Origin of the sequence: Hartmannibacter diazotrophicus (assembly GCF_900231165.1) — a bacterium.
Taxonomy (GTDB): domain Bacteria; phylum Pseudomonadota; class Alphaproteobacteria; order Rhizobiales; family Pleomorphomonadaceae; genus Hartmannibacter; species Hartmannibacter diazotrophicus.
In genome coordinates, this window is sequence record NZ_LT960614.1 from 1940382 (window position 1) to 1959490 (window position 19109).

General features: G+C 64.1%; 18 protein-coding genes. 8 read left to right on the forward strand and 10 right to left on the reverse strand.

Features of this window, described 5'->3' with window-relative positions:
* Positions 1 to 25: 25 nt before the first annotated feature.
* The 7 genes from alr to HDIA_RS09085 form a co-directional block, all read right to left on the reverse strand.
* Positions 26 to 1165, reverse strand: a complete 1140-nt coding sequence (gene alr / locus HDIA_RS09055) for an alanine racemase (protein WP_099555872.1) — start codon at positions 1163 to 1165, stop codon at positions 26 to 28.
* Positions 1166 to 1215: 50 nt separating this feature from the next.
* Positions 1216 to 2703 (reverse strand): replicative DNA helicase, encoded by a 1488-nt coding sequence (locus tag HDIA_RS09060; RefSeq protein ID WP_099555873.1) that lies wholly within the window; start codon positions 2701 to 2703, stop codon positions 1216 to 1218.
* Positions 2704 to 3176: 473 nt separating this feature from the next.
* On the reverse strand, positions 3177 to 3770 hold the full coding sequence (rplI, locus tag HDIA_RS09065; protein WP_099555874.1) for a 50S ribosomal protein L9: 594 nt from the start codon (positions 3768 to 3770) through the stop codon (positions 3177 to 3179).
* A 52-nt stretch (positions 3771 to 3822) separates the two neighbouring features.
* Positions 3823 to 4779 carry a DUF2232 domain-containing protein gene (locus tag HDIA_RS09070; protein ID WP_099555875.1) on the reverse strand — a complete coding sequence of 319 codons (957 nt, stop codon included), beginning with the start codon at positions 4777 to 4779 and terminating at the stop codon, positions 3823 to 3825.
* Between the two features lie 160 nt (positions 4780 to 4939).
* Positions 4940 to 5185 carry a 30S ribosomal protein S18 gene (gene rpsR, locus HDIA_RS09075; protein WP_099555876.1) on the reverse strand — a complete coding sequence of 82 codons (246 nt, stop codon included), beginning with the start codon at positions 5183 to 5185 and terminating at the stop codon, positions 4940 to 4942.
* 3 nt (positions 5186 to 5188) lie between these two features.
* Positions 5189 to 5614 (reverse strand): 30S ribosomal protein S6, encoded by a 426-nt coding sequence (gene rpsF, locus HDIA_RS09080; protein ID WP_099555877.1) that lies wholly within the window; start codon positions 5612 to 5614, stop codon positions 5189 to 5191.
* Between the two features lie 356 nt (positions 5615 to 5970).
* Positions 5971 to 6219: a hypothetical protein gene (locus HDIA_RS09085; RefSeq protein WP_099555878.1), complete on the reverse strand. Its 249-nt coding sequence runs from the start codon at positions 6217 to 6219 to the stop codon at positions 5971 to 5973.
* Between the two features lie 244 nt (positions 6220 to 6463).
* On the opposite strand from HDIA_RS09085, the gene fabD reads away from it, so the two are divergent.
* The 7 genes from fabD (at position 6464) to gmk (ending at position 13564) form a co-directional block, all read left to right on the forward strand.
* Positions 6464 to 7405 (forward strand): ACP S-malonyltransferase, encoded by a 942-nt coding sequence (gene fabD, locus HDIA_RS09090; RefSeq protein ID WP_099555879.1) that lies wholly within the window; start codon positions 6464 to 6466, stop codon positions 7403 to 7405.
* Between the two features lie 44 nt (positions 7406 to 7449).
* Positions 7450 to 8190: a 3-oxoacyl-[acyl-carrier-protein] reductase gene (fabG, locus tag HDIA_RS09095; RefSeq protein WP_099555880.1), complete on the forward strand. Its 741-nt coding sequence runs from the start codon at positions 7450 to 7452 to the stop codon at positions 8188 to 8190.
* 276 nt (positions 8191 to 8466) lie between these two features.
* On the forward strand, positions 8467 to 8703 hold the full coding sequence (locus HDIA_RS09100; protein WP_099555881.1) for an acyl carrier protein: 237 nt from the start codon (positions 8467 to 8469) through the stop codon (positions 8701 to 8703).
* A 106-nt stretch (positions 8704 to 8809) separates the two neighbouring features.
* Positions 8810 to 10072 (forward strand): beta-ketoacyl-ACP synthase II, encoded by a 1263-nt coding sequence (fabF, locus tag HDIA_RS09105; RefSeq protein WP_099555882.1) that lies wholly within the window; start codon positions 8810 to 8812, stop codon positions 10070 to 10072.
* A 429-nt stretch (positions 10073 to 10501) separates the two neighbouring features.
* Positions 10502 to 11761, forward strand: a complete 1260-nt coding sequence (mltG, locus tag HDIA_RS09110) for an endolytic transglycosylase MltG (RefSeq protein WP_099555883.1) — start codon at positions 10502 to 10504, stop codon at positions 11759 to 11761.
* A gap of 143 nt (positions 11762 to 11904) precedes the next feature.
* On the forward strand, positions 11905 to 12813 hold the full coding sequence (locus HDIA_RS09115) for a YicC/YloC family endoribonuclease (RefSeq protein WP_197708118.1): 909 nt from the start codon (positions 11905 to 11907) through the stop codon (positions 12811 to 12813).
* Positions 12814 to 12901: 88 nt separating this feature from the next.
* Entirely contained in the window at positions 12902 to 13564 is a 663-nt protein-coding gene (gene gmk, locus HDIA_RS09120) for a guanylate kinase (RefSeq protein WP_245884215.1), read from the forward strand.
* A 147-nt stretch (positions 13565 to 13711) separates the two neighbouring features.
* Here gmk and HDIA_RS09125 read toward each other — a convergent pair whose 3' ends face one another.
* Together HDIA_RS09125 and HDIA_RS09130 are read right to left on the reverse strand one after the other, a co-directional pair.
* Complete coding sequence (locus tag HDIA_RS09125; RefSeq protein ID WP_099555884.1) at positions 13712 to 15652, reverse strand: methyl-accepting chemotaxis protein; 1941 nt, start codon at positions 15650 to 15652, stop codon at positions 13712 to 13714.
* Positions 15653 to 16117: 465 nt separating this feature from the next.
* Positions 16118 to 17359 (reverse strand): aminotransferase class V-fold PLP-dependent enzyme, encoded by a 1242-nt coding sequence (locus HDIA_RS09130; protein WP_099555885.1) that lies wholly within the window; start codon positions 17357 to 17359, stop codon positions 16118 to 16120.
* Between the two features lie 862 nt (positions 17360 to 18221).
* On the opposite strand from HDIA_RS09130, the gene HDIA_RS09140 reads away from it, so the two are divergent.
* On the forward strand, positions 18222 to 18626 hold the full coding sequence (locus HDIA_RS09140; RefSeq protein ID WP_099558796.1) for a DUF983 domain-containing protein: 405 nt from the start codon (positions 18222 to 18224) through the stop codon (positions 18624 to 18626).
* 66 nt (positions 18627 to 18692) lie between these two features.
* On the opposite strand, the gene HDIA_RS09145 is transcribed toward HDIA_RS09140, so the two are convergent.
* Complete coding sequence (locus tag HDIA_RS09145; RefSeq protein ID WP_099555887.1) at positions 18693 to 19019, reverse strand: YnfA family protein; 327 nt, start codon at positions 19017 to 19019, stop codon at positions 18693 to 18695.
* Positions 19020 to 19109: the final 90 nt, after the last annotated feature.

Here is a 19109-nt window from a genome sequence, read left to right on the forward strand (position 1 = left end):
CCCCGGCCCGATACGGGGTCTGGCCTCACACATAGCGCCGCAAATATCGCGGCCCCAATCCAGTCAGGAACTCGTAGCCGATCGTGCCCGCCCGCGCCGCCGCGCGGTCGATGGGAATGTTGGGGCCGAAGAGTTCGACGAAGCTGCCGCGCTGGACGAGGCCGTCGGGCAGGGCTGTGACGTCGATGGCAATGAGATCCATCGAGACGCGGCCGACGATGGGGGCAAGATGGCCCTCGATGGCGGCTGAGGAGCCGGTCTTGCCGGTGTGCGAACCTGCGGCGCGCAAGAATCCGTCCGCATAGCCGACGGAAATGACGGCGATACGGGTCGGCGTCTCACAGAGCCAGGCCGCGCCATAGCCGACGCTCTGGCCGGGAAGGACGTCGCGCACCTGGATCACGCGCGCCTCCAGCGTGACGACCGTGCGCATCGGGTTGAGGGCACCCACGACCGCTGCCGCGCCATAGAGCGCGATGCCGGGCCGCATCAGGTCGTGATGGGCCTCGTTGCCAAGGAACACGCCCGCCGAGTTCGCGAGCGAGCCGGGAAGGCCCGGAAACATCCGCCGGACGTCGGCGAAGTCGGCAAGCTGGGCGGTGTTGAGCGGATGCTGGGGCGTGTCGGCGCAGGCAAAATGGCTCATCACCAGCGATGGCGACAGCGCGTCCATGCGCGCTGCGTCGCTCGCCAGCATCTGCGCTTCGCTCAGCGACAGGCCGAGCCGGTTCATGCCGGTATCGACATGGATCGCCGGGGAGGGCACGTCGCCGGCGATCCGCCCGAAGGCGAGCCATTCCTCGATCTCAGGCATGCTGCCGAGAACAGGGCGGAGATTGTGGGCCGCGAGAAACGGCGCGCAGCCATCGAAGAGACCATTGAGGATGTAGATGGTGGCGTCCGGCACCGTGCGGCGGACCCGTGCGCCTTCCGCCGGCAGGGCGGCGAAGAAGGTGTCGCATCCAGCATCAGAAAGGGCTCTTGCCACCGGCTCGATACCAAGGCCGTATCCGTCCGCCTTGACGACCGCCGCGCAGCGCGCCTGCCTCGCTCGTCCGCCAAGATCGCGCCAGTTGTGGACGAGCGCGGCGAGATCGATCGACAGGCGGGCGCCCGCCGTCTCGGGCTGAAGGTCGGGGGCGGCGAGCGGACGATCCTCGATCATGGTGCAGGCTTGATCTCCCTGTCGGCGTGGGTCTCGTCCGCCGACGGGGATCACTCCATCCGCATCGGCATGTGGTCGGACTGGGCGAGGTCGGAGAAACGCGTGACCTCGCTGTCGAATTGCAGGTTGACGGTGCCGGTCGGGCCGTGGCGCTGCTTGGCGATCAGCACCTCGGCCTTGCCCTTGGCCTCGTCCATCTCCTTCTGCCACTTGAAGAACTCTTCCGTTCCTTCCTTGGGCATGCGGGACTGCAGGTAGTATTCATCACGATAGATGAACATGACAACGTCGGCATCCTGTTCGATGGAACCGGATTCGCGAAGATCGGAAAGCTGGGGCCGCTTGTCGTCGCGCGATTCCACCTGTCGGGAGAGCTGGGAGAGCGCGATGATCGGCACCGCCAGTTCCTTGGCGAGCGCCTTGAGGCCGGTGGTGATTTCGGTGATTTCCTGCACGCGCCCGCCGGCCGCGCTCTTGGCCGTGCCGGAGAGAAGCTGCAGATAGTCGACGATGAGGCAGTCGAGGCCGCGCTGGCGCTTCAGTCGCCGGGCCCGGGCGGCGAGCTGGGCAATCGAGATGCCGCCGGTGTGGTCGATGTAGAGCGGCAGCGTCTGCATGAACTGCGCCGCCGCCTGCAGCTTGCCGAATTCCGATTCCTTGATGTCGCCGCGACGGATGCGCGAGGACGAAATCCCCGTCTGCTCGGCGATGATACGGGTCGCGAGCTGTTCGGACGACATTTCGAGGCTGAAGAAGCCGACAATGCCGCCGTTGACGGTCTTGAGGCTGCCGTCCGGCTGCTCCACTGCCTCGTAGGCGCTGGCGACATTGAAGGCGATGTTGGTGACGAGCGAGGTCTTGCCCATCGCGGGACGGGCGGCAAGGATGATGAGGTCGGAGCGCTGCAGGCCGCCCATGCGGCTGTCCATGTCGCGCAGGCCCGTGGAAATGCCGGACAGATGGCCGTCGCGCTCGAAGGCTGCCGCCGCCATGTCGATGGCCTCGGTCAGCGCCTCGGTAAAGCTGTGAAAGCCGCCATCGTAGCGCCCGGTTTCGGCGAGCTCGAAAAGCCGCCGCTCGGCGTCCTCGATCTGGCTGCGCGGCGGCATGTCGATCGGCGCGTCGAAGGCGATGTTGACCATGTCCTCGCCGATGCGGATCAGGTTCCGGCGCACGGCAAGGTCGTGGATCGTGCGGCCGTAGTCCTCGGCGTTGATGATCGTGGTCGCCTCGGAGGTGAGGCGCAGGAGATAGGTCGTGACCGGCATCTCGCCGATCTGGTGTTCTGCCGGATAGAAGCTTTTGAGCGTGATCGCCGAGGCGACCTTGCCCGCCCGGATGAGCTGGCTGACCTTCTCGTAGATGATCCGGTGCGGCTCGACGAAAAAGTGCTGCGGCTCCAGGAAGTCGGAGACCCGGAAAAAGGTCTCGTTGTTCATCAGGATCGCACCCAGCAACTGGCGTTCGGCCTCCACGTTGTGGGGAGCCAGACGCTGCAGGGTCGCGTGATCTTCAAGTTTCTTGGCAGGGGCGCTCATTGCAATCCGGTTGGTATCTGTTTTTTCGTTTCAATGGCAAGGGCCCGCCCGCGGGGGCGTCTGGCAGTCGACGTATGATGCTGTTTTGCCGGGCCGGAACTGGGGGACGAACGGCCGAAGACGAGCCGGCAGTCCGGACCCTCTCGGTCACGTCGCCGGTCTGTCGGAGAATAGCGCCGATTCCGTGCGAAAGTGTGGCTTTTCGGCACGGTCGCCACGCATCCCGACTCTATCCATGATTTCAACAGCCGGCTGAGAAAATATTGTCGCGAGGCCAAATGAGCCGTTGACTCGCGCCGGGGTTCGGCGGACCGGCTCTTTGACGTGCATCGCCCGTGCAATGCTCTCGCGGCGGCTGCACCAGATAGAGCCTCAGAACGAAACGGGGCGCCGCAAGGGCACCCCGGATCGAGCGTTCGAACGGGCCGGCCGACGCTGTCCGTCGACCCATCCGGAAGCTTGAGAGGAACCGATCAGGCTTCCTCGCCTTCGTCGGAGGCAGCAGCCTCGACGTACTCGCCCTCGTCCTCGTCTTCCTCATCGAGGATCGAGCCGACCTCGCGCACGAAACCCTCGTCGCGCTGGGTCAGGTCTTCGCCGCGCGCCTGACGCGAGGCCTCGTCCTCGGAGCGGGCGACGTTGAGCGTGATGCCCGCGTCGACTTCCGGGTGAAGCTGGATGAGGACGTTGTGCAGGCCGATGGTCTTGATCGGGTTCAAGAGGTCGACCTGGTTGCGGGTGATCGAGAAGCCGGCTTCGGAGAGAAGCTCCATGACGTCACGAGCGGACACCGAGCCGTAGAGCTGACCGGTCTCACCGGCCTGGCGCACGACGACGAAGCTGCGCTGGTCGATGCTGACCTTGAGCTTCTCGGCCTCGGCGCGGCGCTCGTCATTGCGGGCGATGAGCGCGGCCTTCTCGGCCTCGAAGCGGACCATGTTGGCCTTGTTGGCGCGCAACGCCTTGCCCTGCGGCAGCAGGAAGTTGCGGGCAAAGCCGTCGCGGACCTTGACGGTGTCGCCCATGTTGCCGAGACGGCCGACGCGTTCCAGTAGAATGACTTCCATGATGTGATCTCCTTTCGGGATGTCTTGATGCGTCTTTGAAGTGGATAAGGATTCAGCCTGACGGCCTCGCCCCGAGAATGCGGCGCCTGAGGCCCACGAGCGTGTCGAGGGCCCCAAACAGCGTCATGATCGAGACGGGGAGCAGGAAAAAGGTGACGGTGAGGACGTAGAGGAAATAGAGCGCGAAGCGTCCGCCGCGCCCGCGCCGGGCCACGAGATGGGCCAGCGCATAGCCGGAGATCGCGAGCACCATCGTCGCCGCGCCCGCGATGCTGCGCATGGCAAAGCCGAGGCTGCCGTCCTCCACGGAGAGAAACGCGCTGCCGGCCGCCACGAAAACGAGCGCCGGCGGCAGCCGAAGCGTCTCCGGCAGGTTGTCGGAGGGCCGCGAGAACCGGCCGGAATAGCGCACGACCAGGCCGCCGAGCCACAGCGTCAGCGCCATGCTGGCGGTGAGGCCAAGGCCGGCGAAGAAGGGGAAGAAACTGACGTAGAAGCGCAGCGTCTCGACAAAGGCCTCGCTGTCCTGCGCGTTCAGTTCGTCCAGCCGGTCGCGCAACGCATCGACGCTTTCGTTGACGAAGGTGTCGACCGAGAAGTTGGAGACGGAGAAGGCGATGATGGCCGTGATCGCGCTCAAGGCAGCGATGACGACGAGAATCTTGCCGTAGGGGAACCACTCCATGCCGGAGGCCTCGCCGCCATTGGCGTGCGCGCTCTGGCCCGGCCGTGCAAGACCATAGAGATAGGAATAGCCCGCTGCCGGCAGACCCACGATGACGAGATAGAGGCCGGCAGCGATCGGACCCTCGTGCACAGCCGCAACGAGCGTTGCGACGGCCACACTGACGAGCCCGATCGTCGTGCCCCAGCCAAGAGACGCGATGACGATCGGCAATGCCGAGATGAACGGCAGCGGCAGGGTCATGAACCCACCGCCGGCATAGGGCGCCGCGAAAAGCGCGGCGGCCGCAAGGCCGCTCAGGATACCGATCAGAAGACTGTTCATATGCGTGTCGCTGTCCCGCGTCGTGCGGTTAGGGGCCGATGGATCGAATCCCATCCGGACCCAACTCGGGTTGCTGGCGAAACCGGGGACCGGACCGACCGGTGGTCCCGGATGATGCCGGGGCGTCACCGTCCCGGCATGGCTAGCATCGGTATCGTGATTACTTGATCACGAAGGGCAGAAGGCCGAGGAAGCGGGCGCGCTTGATCGCCTTGGCGAGCTCACGCTGCTTCTTGGCCGAAACGGCCGTGATCCGCGAAGGAACGATCTTGCCGCGCTCGGAGATGTAGCGCTGCAGCAGACGCACGTCCTTGTAGTCGATCTTCGGGGCGTTGGCGCCGGAGAACGGGCAGGTCTTGCGGCGGCGGAAGAACGGCCGGCGGGCCGGGCTGGAAGTCGCTTCCATGTCTTAGACTCCTGCTTGCTCGTCACGGCGCGGACCGCGGTCACGACGCGGGCCACGGGGGGCGTCACCGAAGCGGCCGCCGCGCTCGCCGGGGCGATCCTCGCGGTCGCGCTTCTGCAGCATGGCGGACTGGCCTTCCTCAAGCTCGTCGACCGAAACGGTCATGAAGCGAAGGATGTCCTCGTTGATGCGCATCTGGCGCTCCATCTCGGCGACAGCCGCGTGCGGCGCATCGAGATTCATGAGGACGTAGTGAGCCTTGCGGTTCTTGCGGATGCGGTAGGCGAGGGCCTTGACGCCCCAGTTCTCCACCTTCTCCACCTTGCCGCCATTCTCTTCGATGACGGACTTCAACTGTTCGACCAAACCGTCGACTTGCTGGCTCGACACATCCTGTCGGGCCAGGAACACATGCTCGTAGAGCGCCATGTGATCTTGCCTTTCCTACTCTTTAAGCCCGGCGCGGAGCCTCCACGAACCAGTCTCTTGGAAAGGCTCGATGAAGTCGGTGCGATTCGAGAGCGGGAACACGGGAAGTCGGACCATTCGCGAGGATCCTGCCAAGGTGTGGACCGATCTGCGCAATGCAGTTACGAGCCAAACTCAAAGCCTTCCGTTCAGCCCCCGGCCGGGCAACGCATGTCATGCGATGGCGGCGCTATAAAAGAAATTGAGGCTAAACGCAATGCCTCCACCGCAGAAACAGCGCAAGAGGCGCCGCTGCGGCGAAGGCAGTTTTATAGCTCCGAAAGCGTTTGAGCCGGGCTTTGCGAAGCCGGTCGACGTCAGCCTGAGATGATGTCGCCCTGATTCCAGCGGCGCTTGCCCCAGTTTCTCAGACGCATCCGCGGCGCGATCCACCAAGCGATGATCGGTGAAATCACGATGCTGGCGGCGATGGCAACCGGGATGAGAATGGCTGCATGCACCGTGAGCGCCGGTATCGTTAGAATCGTGACGACAAAGGTACCGAAGGCAACGGCATTGATCTGAAGGGCGCAAATGGCTTTGAGCCAAGTATCTGTGCTGAGCATGGTCGCTCTCCTTTCCGTCTTGGAACGGATGGGGGGGCACAATGTTCCGCCGGCTGCGGAATAGCCACAAATGTGCCGATCTTCCTCGGGCGAGCTTGACATTCCTGACCGTCGCAAGCATTAGCCGCAACCAACATGGGTGACCGGTGGCCACCTGCAGGGTTATTGCAGCAAGCCGATGGTTCCGGATCGCCGCCAAGGCATCGCCAGGATGCGCCAGAACAAGAAGAACGAGAGAATAGTCATGCGGGCATTCGTTTTCCCCGGACAGGGCAGTCAGGCGGTCGGCATGGGCAAGGCGCTTGCCGAGGCCTATCCGGCCGCGCGCGCCGTCTTCGAGGAGGTCGACGACGTCCTCGGCCAGAAGCTGTCGGCGGTCATGTGGGACGGTCCGGAAGATCAGCTGACGCTGACCGCCAACACCCAGCCGGCGCTGATGGCGACCTCGATGGCCGCCATGAAGGCGCTCGAGGCCGAAGGCGTGATCCTGTCCAGGGTGGCTTCTTATGTCGCCGGCCATTCGCTTGGCGAGTATTCGGCACTGGCCGCCGCCGGCGCTCTTTCCATCGCCGATGCCGCCCGGCTGCTGCGCATTCGCGGCGATGCCATGCAGGCCGCCGTGCCGGTGGGCGAGGGCGCGATGGCGGCCCTTCTCGGTCTCGATCTCGATGCGGCAACCGAAGTCGCCGCCGAGGCCGCCGAGGGCGACGTCTGTTCGGTCGCCAATGACAACCAGCCCGGACAGGTGGTCGTCTCCGGCCACAAGGCGGCCGTGGAGCGCGCGACCGCGATCGCCAAGACGAAGGGCGCCAAGCGCGCCGTGCTTCTGCCGGTCTCCGCGCCCTTCCATTGTTCGCTGATGCAGCCGGCGGCCGATCGCATGGCCGAGGCTCTGGCCGGCGTCGAGATCAAGAGCCCGGTTGTCCCCGTCGTCAGCAACGTGCTGGCCGCGCCGATCAGCGATCCGGCCGAGATCCGCAAGCGGCTCGTCGAACAGGTGACCGGCACCGTGCGCTGGCGCGAATCGATCGAGTGGCTGGCGGCAAGCGGCGCGGACGCCTTCGTCGAGGTTGGCTCGGGCAAGGTGCTGTCCGGCCTCATCCGCCGCATGGCCAAGGAAGCCGCCATCCTCAATGTTGGCGCGCCGGAAGATATCGCGGCGGTCAGGGAACTTATCGGCGCCTGATCCTGTCCGGCGCCGGACACTGAGACCAAGTCTGGAGAATTCTGATGTTCGATCTCACCGGCATGAAGGCGCTCGTAACGGGCGCAAGCGGCGGCATCGGCAGCGCCATCGCCAAGGCGATGCATGCGCGCGGCGCCGTGGTAACGCTCTCAGGCACGCGCGCCGGCGTTCTGGAAGACCTCGCGTCCGAGATGGGCGGCGAACGCGTGCATGTGGTCGCCGCGAATCTCTCGGACCGTGACGCCGTCGACGCGCTCGTTCCGGCGGCGGAAGCGGCGATGGACGGCCTCGACATTCTCGTCAACAACGCCGGCATCACCCGCGACGGTCTCTTCATGCGCATGAAGGACGAGGACTGGGACGACGTCATCGAGGTCGACCTCACGTCGGGCTTCCGCCTCTCGCGGGCGGCGATCCGGGGCATGATGAAGCGCCGCTATGGCCGCATCATCGGCATCACCTCGATCGTCGGCGTCACCGGCAACGCCGGCCAGGCCAACTACGCCGCCGCCAAGGCCGGCATGATCGGCATGACCAAGGCGCTGGCCCAGGAGGTTGCAAGCCGCAACATCACCGTCAACACGGTGGCGCCCGGCTTTATCGAAACGGCGATGACGGATGTCCTCAACGAGAAGCAGCGCGAAGCGACTTTGGCGCAGGTTCCGGCCGGCCGGTTGGGGACCTCCGACGAGATCGCCGCCGCCTGCGTTTATCTCGCCAGCCGCGAGGCGGCTTACGTCACCGGTCAGACGCTTCACGTCAACGGCGGCATGGCCATGTTTTGATTGACGGATTTGTATGGTTTCCGGTCGGCCGGCAGAGCGGAAAAGCATTGCTTGCTTCTGCTGGCAAAGCCTAACAAAGTGTGTTACCTACCCGCCGACTAACTCCGGATTTTTCCGGGAAACGGCGGAAAACGGCCGTCCCGCCGGCGGTAGCGAGGCACTTTGAACGGGGGGCGCGGCACTTGATGGACGTCGCCGTCATCCCGATCAATCAGAAAGAATTCCGGTAAGCGCCGGGAAAAATGTGCAGAACTTGCAAACGAAGGACTTCAGGACATGAGTGACATCGCTGAGCGCGTGAAGAAGATCGTGATCGAGAACCTCGGTGCGGAACCCGAGAAGGTCACGATGGAAGCCAGCTTCATCGAGGATCTCGGAGCGGATTCGCTCGACACGGTCGAACTCGTGATGGCCTTCGAGGAAGAATTCAGCTGCGAAATCCCGGACGATGCGGCCGACACGATCCAGACCGTTGGTGACGCGGTGAACTACCTCACCAAGGCGACCGCCTGATCCCGGTTCCGGACAGGTTTCTATCGAAAAAATATTGCCAGCGAGGGCCATCGGTCCTCGCTGAATCAACGATCCGGTCGGGCAAACCCGACGGAAATGGGTGGGCATGAGACGAGTTGTCATCACCGGTGTTGGTATGGTGTCGCCGATGGGCGGCAACGCTGACGTGAGCTGGCAGCGCATCCTTGAAGGCAAGAGCGGGGCTTCGCGCATTTCGACCTTCGAGGTCGATGACCTGCCGTGCCAGATTGCCTGCACCATCCCGCGGGGCGATGGCAGCGACGGCACCTTCGATCCCGACCTCTACATGGAGCCGAAGGAACAGCGCAAGGTCGACGAGTTCATCGTCTATGCCGCAGCGGCTGCCGATCAGGCTCTTGACGATGCCGACTGGCATCCGACCGAATACGAAGACCAGATCCGCTCCGGCGTTCTCATCGGTTCGGGCATCGGTGGTCTGCAGGGCATCGTCGACGCGGCCTATACGCTGCGCGACAAGGGTCCGCGCCGGATCAGCCCCTTCTTCATTCCCGGCCGCCTGATCAACCTTGCCGGCGGCCACGTGTCGATCAAGCATGGTCTGAAGGGCCCGAACCACTCCGTGGTGACCGCCTGTTCGACCGGCACCCACGCCATCGGCGATGCCTCGCGACTGATCATGCTCGGCGATGCCGACGTCATGGTGGCAGGCGGTGCGGAATCGCCCGTTTGCCGGATTTCCATTGCGGGCTTCTCGGCTTGCCGTGCCCTGTCCACGAGTTTCAACGACCGTCCGACCGAGGCCTCGCGTCCCTATGACAAGGACCGCGACGGCTTTGTCATGGGCGAGGGCGCCGGCGTCGTCGTTCTGGAAGAGCTGGAACATGCGAAGGCGCGCGGCGCCAAGATCTATGCCGAGGTCATCGGCTACGGTCTCTCCGGCGATGCCTTCCACATCACCGCTCCCTCCGAGGACGGTGATGGAGCCTACCGCTGCATGAAGGCGGCGCTCGAGCGCGCCGGCGTCACGCCGGACGAGATCGACTACATCAATGCCCATGGCACGTCGACCATGGCCGACACGATCGAGCTTGGCGCCGTGGAGCGGCTTGTTGGCAATGCGGCCGCGAAGATTTCGATGTCGTCGACCAAATCGGCGACCGGGCATCTTCTCGGAGCGGCCGGCGCGATCGAAGCCATTTTCTCGGTCCTGGCGATCCGGGACCAGATCGCACCGCCGACGCTCAATCTGGTCAATCCGTCGGTCGATACCCCGATGGACCTGGTGCCGAACGTCGCGCGCAAGCGCGAGATCAATGTCGCCGTTTCGAACAGTTTCGGCTTTGGTGGCACCAACGCGTCGCTGGTCTTGAGGAAGTTCGACGCCTGATTCAGGTGGCGTGAAGGTTGAACGTCGGCGAAAAACTCCGCAAATGAGTGGGACCGGCGGGCAACGCCATTTGTGATGCGCGTGCCGGGCGAGCGATCGTTCTGCCCTCATGTCGTACCGATGTGCAGGCAGGCTGTTCCTGCACTGAGCGGCCTGTTCCCGGCTCCCCATGCCCGGCATCTCATGCCGGTGGCTTGGCCGATTGCCGGACGACGCGGAACCAGGCGTGCGCATTCGGCATTTTGCGCGGAAAGAACAGGGGGTTAAGACGGCATCAGGCCGTCCTCGCTGGATTCTTGCCGCAAGTGCATGCATCATCCTCCGCACTCGGCAGATGGATTCGCGACCGAAGGGTCAGCCTGTCGGGGACAGGATCCGGGCGGCAGGATAGCCGGTGGAAGTACCCGGACAGACAGAGGCATTTGAGGTATGGACGGCAACAAGGAGACGCCGGAGACGAACGGCGTGCCAGACCAGGAAACGTCCGGCCGGATCAGTCCGAAGAGCCCGCGTGAATCTCTCGCCCCCGAGCCGGCGCCGCCGCCGCCGCGCTCCCGTCATGTGCGCAACCCGATCGTCGTGGCGCTCAACGGTATCATGATGATCCTGGTGCTTCTGGCGCTGGGTGGCGGTGGCCTCGTTTACTGGGGCAAGCTGAAGTTCTCCGAGCGCGGACCGCTGCCTCAGGAGACCACGGTAATCATCCGTGCCAACTCGGGCCTCGATGAGATCACCAGCGTCCTGATGAGCGAGGGAGTCATCACCGAGCCCCAGATCTTCAGTTGGGGCGTGCGCGCCTATCGCATGCAGAGCAAACTGCGCGCCGGCGAATATTCGGTGCCGGCCGGCGCCAGCATGCAGCAGGTCATGAACCTGCTTGTTTCCGGCAAGGCCATTCTGCATCCCTTCACGGTGCCCGAGGGACTGACCAGCGAGCAGATCGTCGAGCGCCTGCGCGAGGAGGAACTGCTGACGGGAGACGTCGCGGAGATCCCGCCGGAGGGAAGCCTGCTTCCGGAAACCTATCTCTTCACGCGCGGCGCGGCGCGCCAGAGCATTCTCGACCGCATGCGGCGCGAGCACGACAAGGTGCTGGCCGACGTCTGGAAGAGCCGGCGCGAGGGATTGCCGATCAAGACGCCCGAGGAACTGGTCACGCTCGCCTCCATCGTGGAGAAGGAGACCGGCAAGGCGGACGAACGGCCGCGCGTGGCCGCCGTCTTCATCAATCGCCTGAACAAGGGGATGAAGCTCCAGTCCGATCCGACGATCATCTATGGACTTGTCGGCGGCAAGGGTGCGCTCGGGCGTCCGCTTCGGCGCAGCGAGATCGATGGCGAAACGCCCTATAACACGTATGTCATCAACGGCTTGCCGCCGGGACCGATCGCCAATCCGGGACGGGCGGCCATGGAAGCTGTCGCAGGGCCGTCGAATACCAACGAGCTCTATTTCGTTGCCGAAGGGACCGGCGGGCACGTCTTCTCCGCAACGCTTGCCGAACACAATCGCAACGTCGCCAAATATCGCGCGTTCCTGAAGGCGAATGCCGCCGCCGCGGCGGATACGTCGCTGGCCGCCGAGGAGACGACTGGCAACGCCGATGCGGCCTCCGATGAACTCGATCTTCTTGACGGCATGCCGCCTCGCGATCCTTCCAAGCCGGTGCTGCCTGTCCCCAAGCCCTGATCGCCCGCCGTGCGGTCTCACGCGTGAGAATGCACTTGACCGGCGCCCGAGCCTCGGCAATGTCCGGTGCTGACAGAAGACAAGCCTTGCCGCTGCCAGATCCCGCACCGGGAGATGCGGCAGACAAACGGAGCCGGTTCTTGATGGCCGAGGGAAGCAGTGCCGCAGTCCACCCGATGAGCATGACGGGCTTTGCCCGGCGAACCGGAGCCTTCGGCCCGTGGCGGTTTGCCTGGGAACTGCGGTCCGTGAACGGACGTGGCCTCGATCTCAGAATCCGGCTGCCGCAGGGCAACGAGCCTGTCGAGCAGGCCATTCGCGCCAGACTGCCGAAGGTTCTCTCGCGTGGCTCGGTGCAGATCACGCTGACCGTTGACCGGGATGCGCCGCAGGCCGGCTATGCGATCAACCGGGCGCTGCTGGATCTGCTCGTGGCGACGGCGCGGGACTATGAAGGGCAGGGGCTTGCCCCGGCTACCATCGACGGGCTGCTGGCCGTGCGCGGCGTCGTCGAACCCGTGACCGAGGAAAATGCCGACGAGGAGATGGTTGCAGCCTTCCACGGCGAGCTGCTGACCACCTTCGATGCCGCATTGGCGGATCTCGTCACCTCGCGCGGCGAGGAGGGGCTGGCGCTCGCGGCCGTCGTTCTTCGCCAGGTCGGCGAGATCGAGACGCTGACCGGAAGGGCCGAGGCCTGCCCTGCCCGGACGCCCGAGGCGATTGCCGCACGGATCGCCGATCAGGTCGCGCATTTGACCGGGCGCGACGACCTCGATCCGGCGCGCCTGCATCAGGAGGCGGTGCTTCTGGCCGCCAAGGCGGATATCCGCGAGGAACTCGACCGCCTGATCGCCCATGTCGCCCAGGCCCGCGCTCTGCTCGCCAGCGGCGATCCGATCGGCCGTCGTCTGGACTTTCTGGCGCAGGAGTTCAACCGCGAAACCAATACGCTCTGCTCCAAGTCGAATGATACGGAGCTGACCGGGATTGGCCTGGCCTTGAAAGCGGTCGTCGACCAGTTCAAGGAGCAGGTGCAGAATTTCGAGTGAGTCCCTCCGTCGTCGGTGACGGTGGACCGCATCCGTTTTGTCGATGGCCGAGTGACCGGACAGCACGAGTCGAGTGGCGGGAAAGAGCATGAGCACGACAGCGATGAAGGCGACGACAGGGCATGAGCGTCTGGCGCGGCGCGGCGTCATGATGGTGATCTCCTCGCCGTCGGGCGCGGGCAAGGGAACGCTGTCGCGGCTGCTTCTCGAGCAGGACAAGGAGATCGAACTGTCGATTTCCGTGACCACGCGCGGCCGCCGTCCGAGCGAGATCGACGGCGTCCACTACCATTTCATCGAAAAGAGCCACTTCCGCTCCATGGCCGAGAACAACGAGTTGCTCGAATGGGCCGAGGTCCATGGCAACTACTACGGCACGCCGCGCGCGCCGGTGGAAAAGGCGCTGGAAGCCGGCCGCGATGTGCTCTTCGACGTCGACTGGCAGGGCGCCGCGCAAATCCGCGACCGCATGCCGGACGATGTCGCGGCGATCTTCATCCTGCCGCCCAGCATGGCGGAGCTGCGCTCGCGCCTGACGCGCCGGGCCGAGGATGCGGACGACGTGATCGAGAAGCGTCTCGTCAACGCCCGCTACGAGATCCAGGAGTGGACGCGCTTCGACTATGTGGTCATCAACGACGACCTTGAAGGCGCCTTCAACGACCTGAAGTCGATCCTGACCGCCGAACGCCTCAAGCGCGAGCGGATCAGCAATTCCGTCGGCGGATTCATCGAACGCCTTCTCGGCTGACGCGAGCCGGGATGACGCGGGAGACGGGGCGCTCCTATTTTTGAAGGCGATGCAGGGCATTGGCCTGGAACGAAATCGCCCGCTCCCGTGGTCGCGGGGGCGGGCGATGTCTTGTCCGGCTGAACGCCTGAGGGTCGCGATCCGCGATCAGGCGGCGCCTCGCACATTCTGAATGAAGGTCCCTACCTCGTTTTGCAGGGCTTCCGCCTGCTCGCGCAGGTCGGCTGCGACCGCGCTCACTTCCCGTGCCGTCGAGCCGGTCGTCTTAGCCACATCGGAGACCACGAAGACGCTCGTCGAAACCTCCTTGGTGCCGTTCGAGGCCTCGTGGATATTGGTCGTGATCTCGCGTGTCGCGATCCCTTGCTGCTCCACGGAATTGGTGATGCTGCCGGAAATGTCGTTCATCTGCTGGATGGTGGAGGAGATATGCTGGATCACCTCCACCGTCTCGTTCGTCACCGACTGCACCGCCTCGATCTGAACGGCGATCTCCTCGGTTGCCTTGGCGGTCTGGTCGGCAAGCTGCTTGACCTCGGCTGCCACCACGGCAAAGCCCTTGCCGGCCTCGCCGGCCCGTGCCGCCTCGATGGTGGCGTTGAGGGCGAGAAGATTGGTCTGCTGGGCGATCGCGTTGATGAGTTTGACGACCTCGCTGATGCGATTGGCCGCGCCAGCCAGCGCATCGACCTTGGCATTGGCCTGGCTCGCCTGACCGACGGCGCTTTCGGCGATGCTGGCCGAATGCGTCATCTGGCGCGAGATCTCATTGACCGAGGCGAGCAGCTCCTCGGCCGCGGAGGCAACGGCGCCGACATTGGCCGACGCCTGCTCGGAGGCCGCGGCCACCGCCGCGCTCTTCGCGCTGGTGTCGTCCGCGCCGCGGATGAGCCCGGCCGACGCAACATTCAGATCGCCGGCAAGGCGCATCACCCGTTCGGTGAGTTGCGACACCTTCTTGTCGAAGTCCTCCGAATAGGTGCGGACCTGTTCGGCGCGGGTGGAGCGCTGGCGCTGGTGTTCCTCCTGCTGGGCCGCAAGCTCCTCGGCCTGCAGGGACTTGTTGCGGAAAACCTCCAGAGCCTTGTTGATCGCGCCGACCTCGTCGTCCCTGTCGGTGTCGCTGATCGTCACGTCGTAGCGGCGGTCGATGAGCGCGTTGATACTGACGAGCGTGCGGTCAAGCGGGCGCTGGACGAAGCGCCTGGCCATAAGAAAGATCATGCCCAGCGCGACGGCCAGCAGCAACAGTCCGCCGAGGGCGGTGTTGCGCACTTCCCGGTAGATCGGCGTCAGGAAGGTTTCCGCCGGCACATCGACCACGGCGGCCCAGGTCCTGTTCATGCCCGGGGCACTGAACGGATAGACGATCCGGGTCACACCGTCCGCAAGACCGTCGACTACGCGCATCCCGCCGTCCTTGAGGGCTGCCATCACGTCACTTTGACCGGCATCCTCATAGCCCTTCATCATCAGGTCCTTGTTCGGGGGAACGAGCCACTTGCCGTCGCTGGCCAGCAGCATCACGCGGCCGGTGCCGAAGGGACGCATGGCGCCGATGGTTGCGGCAAGATTGTCCAGCGCGATATCGACACCAGCCAGACCGACGATCTTGCCGTTGTCGCGGACCGGCTGCGAGACGGACGTCAAAAGCTTGTTGGTGGAGGAAAGATAGGGCGGCGTGATCACGCCGCGGTCCTCCGCCAGGGGATCGGCATACCAGTTTTCGGTCGGATTGATCTTCCAGGTCGAAAATTCCATCTCGCCGCTGTCGGACTTCGTCCAGTAGGCGGTGAAAACGCCGTCTTCGTTGGTGCCCTCGGTGCCGACGAATTTCTCGGCGGCGGGACGGTCGGTAACTTCGCCCATCCATGCGCCGTAGATATTCGGGAAGCGCTGAGCGATGGGCTCGATCATCGCGATGATGTCGGCGCGCTTGACCGGCCCTTTCTCGATGGCCCCCTGAAGGCTGGCGGCAAGGGTCGTTCCGGCGGAAACGGCTTCGGAGATCTGGACCTCGGCTTGCCGCGCGACGTTGGACGCCTTTTCGACCGCCACCGTCATGACGTCGTTCTGGGTTCGCTCCATCGAGATCCAGGCGGACCCACCGATGAATGCGAGGAGCGTGGCGGTCCCGCCGCGCCGGTTGCAACAACAAGCTGTGTCGACAGGTTGCGCCGAAAGCCATTACCCTCTCCGTGAAAAGACCATTCGAGGGAAAAATCACAGCAGGTGCTGTATAAATGATTAAAGACTAAGGAAGATTCGGCCGTGAGGGCTTTGTTCGTAGCGCCGACGGATAAAAATCGATGCACGGCTAAGTTTATGTGGCGTATCGAAAAGAGACTTTGGGCGAGCCAGGGTCCAAGCCGGAGAAGAAGGGGCGTTGCAGCGATACCCGGATCTTGGAGGGCTGCCTGGAACATCGCAGGCTGACAGGGGCGACGCGCCCGAAAAATGCGCCTGCAACGAAAAACGCCGCACAAGGGATTGCGCGGCGTTTCGTCATTCACAGCCGGGACCTGCAGGCAGGCCCGGTGGCATTGATCAATCTCAGGCCGAGTTCTTCAGGCGCGGCTCGAAATAGGACTTGAGGTCGGCCATGATCTTGGCCTTGTCGAACTCTGCGCCCATCTCCAGCATCGCGTCGGCGAAGCGGCCGACGATCTCGGTGATCGATTCCTCAGTCAGCTGGTTCAGGATGCCGATACGGACCTGGACCGGCTCGGAAAGCGTCGGCCAAATGCCGAAGCCCTTGGCGCGGCAGTTGCCGACGAGTTCCTTTTCCTTGCCGGCAAGCTTGCCCGGCAGGTTGAGGACGACGAGGCTCGTCATGTTGGACGTGACCTCGCAGCCCATAGCCGAAACGGCGTTGCGCAGGGCCTTCTCGCAGAAGGCGTAGTCGGCGGCCTTCTGGGCGCGGCCGTAGGTCAGCAGGATGCGCAGCGCTTCGTGGAAGGAGGCAACCGCATAGCCCGAGTGCGTCTGGTGGTAGACGCCGGCCGGAACGTCCTTGCCGTCGACGATGCCCCAGTGGCGGCCGTTGAGGATCGGATGATGGACGTAGGTGTAGCAGCCGCGCTTCTTGACGACGTCGATATACTCGTCCCGGAAGCTGACGGGCGCGTAGGTCAGCGGCAGGGCGAGCACGCCCTTCTGCGGACAGGACGCCCAGCCGACGACGGCCGGATACTGATCGATGTTGAAGTCGCCGACGCCGAGGCTGGAGACGGCATCGACGAGACCGAGGGCGCCGTGCTTGGCGCAGGCGTCGTTGAAGCCCTGGACGTCGTTGATGCGGCCCGAGCCGGTTTCCCAATGCGCCATGAAGGCCCACATCGGCTTGTGCTCGGCCAGCGCCTTCTCGACCATTTCGCCGGTGACCGACTGGCCGTGCGGCACGGTGATGATCGTCACGTTCGCCGGCTGCGGGTTCATCGGGTTGGCGGCGAGATCCTCGGGCGTCGACGCCTTCATGCGGATCGTCATGCAGTCGATGCCGGAGAAGGTGCCGTTGGTGAAGGCAACCACCTTGTCACCCGGCAGGATGGCGCTGAGCATGCAGTCGAGGCCGGAGAATCCCGTGCCGGCGACGCCGTAGGTATAGGCGTTCTTCGTGCCGAAGATCTCGCGCAGCATCAGCTTGGATTCCACCATGCCGCGCAGCACGTCCTGCTGCATGTGGTCGGCGACACCGGCGCTGGCGAAGGCCTGGAGCACGCGGGGATCGGTGTTGCCCGGCCCGGGTCCGGCCGCCAACGTGTCTGGAATCGTGAGCGTCGGGAAAATGGTCATCGTTCGTCCCTGTTGTGCCGGGATTTCTTTCCCGGAAGCGTCAGAACTTCCGAGGGCTATTCCGCACGATCGCCGGTCCAATCCGATCGGGCGGAGCAGGCCGTGAGGCCTGCGCGAAGGCGAAGCTGTGCCCCTGACGCACATTGGCCCCATGCGGATGCAGGGGCCGAATGCGGGACGGGAGCCTTTTCAATGCCGGGAGTGTGATCCCTGCGGCCTTCTCCGTCGATGCCGCCCGTCCGAAAAAGATTTTCGCCTGCTGATCGAAAATGATCTGTCAACCTGCCCAATCAGAAAAAATCGGAGGCGTTTCGATCCCGCGGAATTTCATAACCGATTGATCAAACATAAATTTCCTGACGCCCTCGACCGGCCGGCATTTCAACCCGTAGATGGCGGCAGCGAGGCTGCTCAAGGCCTAAGGCGTCACCACGCCGCAGGTTGAAGCGCGTCAGAAGGCGCCGCGACCGGTCAAATCCGGTCTCGCCAAGGCCGGATTTGACCGGGTTTTGCGGGGAAGGGCCGGCAAGATCAGCCAACGGAAACAGAGGATGGCCTTGCAACGGCCGGCGGCGAAACAGGCCGCATCGGCACCGTGGCTGACACGGGTGGTACCCGTGCCGCGCGCTCGGGACTCCTCATGAATGACCGCATCGGCGCTCTCGTTCAAATGAGATTGACTGCATTCAAAGAGTGGATGAAGGCCGGTCAGACTATCGAATGGATACCGACTGGGTTGGACATTTTGGGCGATATCGAGATCGACCAGCTTGTGATACGAGAATAAAATACATACAATATGGAGAAATGAATGCAAATTTGAATGCATTCATTCATGACACGCCTGACAAGGAACCGCCCGATGTCGATGAACCATGACTGGCCACCGCTGTCGCCGATGGAAACAGGGCTGAGAGGGCGCTGTCCACGCTGCGGGCAGGGGCATCTGTTCGATGGCTTCCTGGCGGTGCGGGAAGGCTGTGAGGTCTGCGGTCTGGATTATTCCTTTGCCGATCCGGCCGATGGCCCGGCCTTCTTCGTCATCTGCTTTGCTTGCGTCCCGAGCGTCGTCATGGGGCTCTGGATCGAGGTTGCCTATTCCGCGCCCTATTGGGTCCACCTCTTCACGACGCTGCCCTTCATGCTGCTCACCTGCATTCCGCCCTTGCGGCCGTTGAAGGGATGGCTGATCGCCAGCCAGTATTTCTACAAGGCTGAGGAGGGGCGGCTCGTAGCGGAGTCACCCGGCAGCGGAGCCGCGGGCTGAAGTATCCCGGATCGCCGCGAAAGAACTAGGCGTCGGCGGGCGCCTCTGGGTCGAAATGGTCCGCCGCTATCGTCCGTGCGGACCAAGGACGATGACCAAGGCGCCGACAAGGCAGAGGCCGGCGCCTGCCATGTCCCAGCGATCGGGACGGACGCCCTCGATCGCCCAGAGCCAGACAAGCGAGGTCAGGATGTAAATGCCGCCATAGGCGGCATAGGCACGCCCCGCGAAGCCGGCATCGACCCGCGTCAGCAGGAAGGCGAAGAGGGCAAGGCTGACGAGGCCGGGCAACAGCCAGAGCATGGACTTGCCGAGGCGCAGCCAGGCCCAGAAGGCGAAGCAGCCCGCAATCTCTGCGAGGGCTGCCAGAACATAAAGCCCGATGGCGCTCATGCCGTGTTTCCCGATCCAGACTGGTTCAACACTTACCGGGAAACCGTTGAAACAAAAAGGGCGGCAGACGTTCTCCCTCGCTGGCGCACT